This window comes from Streptomyces phytophilus (assembly GCF_013870535.1).
Taxonomy (GTDB): domain Bacteria; phylum Actinomycetota; class Actinomycetes; order Streptomycetales; family Streptomycetaceae; genus Streptomyces; species Streptomyces phytophilus.
In genome coordinates, this window is record NZ_JACBXC010001215.1 from 1 (window position 1) to 1790 (window position 1790).

The following is a 1790-nucleotide window of genomic DNA, read 5'->3' on the forward strand; positions in this document are numbered from 1 at the left end:
CGCAGCCGGCGCCGGAGTTCGCGGTCGTGGCCGGCGGGCCCGCCGTGCGCGGCGAGGACGATCGCGGCGTGGACCGCCTCGGCCGGGGGCGGCGCCTCCATGCCGGTGCCGTCGAGGGCCGCTCCCCACGAGTCCCACGGGTCGCGCGCCTCCCGCGCCTCCCCGGGTGGTCCGCCGACCGGGTCGAGCGTGCCGAGCGCCCTCAACTCCCTGATCGCCGCGTGCCGCTCCGTGGCCGAGCGGCTCATCGCCAGGAAGACGAGCGCGTCCCCGACTTCCTCGTCCGCCGGCCTGCCGGCGCCGCCGCCGGGCAGCTTCTTCATCACGTGCATCAGGCTGACCCGGGCCTGCGGCCCGGACTCGGCCTCGAACCGGGCCCGCACCTGCGCCACGGTGGCGCCGTAGTGCTCCAGCGCGCGCAGCACCGCGGCGAAGGCCATGTCGTCGGGCTCGATGCTCGCGGCGGCGTCGAGCAGCGCGGGCACGGCGCCGTCCAGGCGGGTGCCGCGCAGCGCCGTCGCGGCGTAGTGGATGCAGGCCCGGTCGCGGAGCGCGCGGCCGTAGACGGGCGCGGCCCGGTCGTCGCCGATGCGGCGCAGCGCCTCCACGATGCCCTGCTTGAGGTCGTACGGGTCCTGGTAGTGCTCGTCCCGGGGGTCGCGCTGGGGGAGGCTGTCGCTGGGGATGGTGCGGTAGCGCTCCAGCTCGAACACCTTGCCCACGCCGTGCTCGTCGACGAGGGCGTCACCCTCCTCGTACCAGGCGTCCCACGCCGCCGTGACGGCCCCGACCCGCTCCAGGTGCGCGGCGTGGTCGGCGAGGAGGGCGTCGAGCCGGTCGACCAGCACGGGGACGACCTCGGGGCCCCGCTCCTGTAACGCGACGATCGCCCGCTCCCGGAGGCTCTCCTCGGCGTAGCCGCCGTCCCCGGTCCGCCACAGGGCCAGCCGTTCGATCAGCTCGCCGACGTCGTCCGCCACCGTCTCACCCCTGCGCTACGGGCCGATTCCGAAGCAAGGACCGTACCGGAACGGGACTGGGACGGGTCCCGAACGGCGGAAGAGGTCCGGTTCGCCCGCGCGCGGCCTACTTCACGACGTCGTAGAGCAGGTGCGTGGCCTGCGCGGTGTCGGTCACGCCAGCCGCCCGCAACTCGACGTGCCCGGCCCCGAGGTGCTCCAGCAGCCGGGAGCCGCCGCCGAACAGCACGGGCACCAGGTGGATCCCGATCTGATCGACCAGCCCGGCGCGGACGAACTGGCCGGCGACGTCCGGGCCGCCCATGACGAACACGTTCTTGCCGCCGGCGGTCTCCTGCGCCTGCCGCAGGGCGCTTTCGACGCCGTCGGTGACGAACGTGTAGACGCTGTTCCCGGGTACGTCGGTGGGCGCCCGGTGGGTGACGACGAACAGCGGCACCCGGGCGCCGCCCGTGGGTCCGTCCGCGCCCCACCAGCGGAGCGAGTCGTCGTAGGTCCGCCGCCCGCCGATCATCGCGCCCGCCTCGGCGACCGAGCCCGCCAGGAGTTCGGCGTTGGGCCCCGCGGAGTGCAGCGCCCAGTCGTGCAGCCGCTCGCCGCCCTTGCCGAGCGGTTCGTCGGGCGTCGCGCCGGTCGCCTTGACGTAGCCGTCGAGCGACATGCTGATATCGAAGATCACCTTGCTCATGGGACTCCCTCGCCGGTCGTGCGGGTGCGCAACGACGGACAGCCTGGCCCACCGCGGGTGGCACAGTGGTGTCACCGCGGTGAAACACGCCGCGAAAGGGGGTGCGGGCCGCGTGCTGAGCG

Annotated in this window: 2 protein-coding genes; both read right to left on the bottom strand. The window is 74.8% G+C overall.

Annotation, left to right across the window (positions count from 1 at the left end; translation table 11 throughout):
* Positions 1-980: hypothetical protein (locus H5J30_RS30895; protein WP_181790795.1), on the bottom strand; the 980-nt coding region annotated here is incomplete at its 3' end.
* A gap of 106 nt (positions 981-1086) precedes the next feature.
* Complete coding sequence (locus tag H5J30_RS30900; RefSeq protein WP_181790797.1) at positions 1087-1668, bottom strand: dihydrofolate reductase family protein; 582 nt, start codon at positions 1666-1668, stop codon at positions 1087-1089.
* Between the last annotated feature and the right edge of the window lie 122 nt (positions 1669-1790).

What these genes read in the sequence shown, in the direction of transcription:
- H5J30_RS30900 (WP_181790797.1), bottom strand. Translation starts at nt 1,668, where the DNA reads ATGAGCAAGGTGATCTTCGATATCAGCATGTCGCTCGACGGCTACGTC.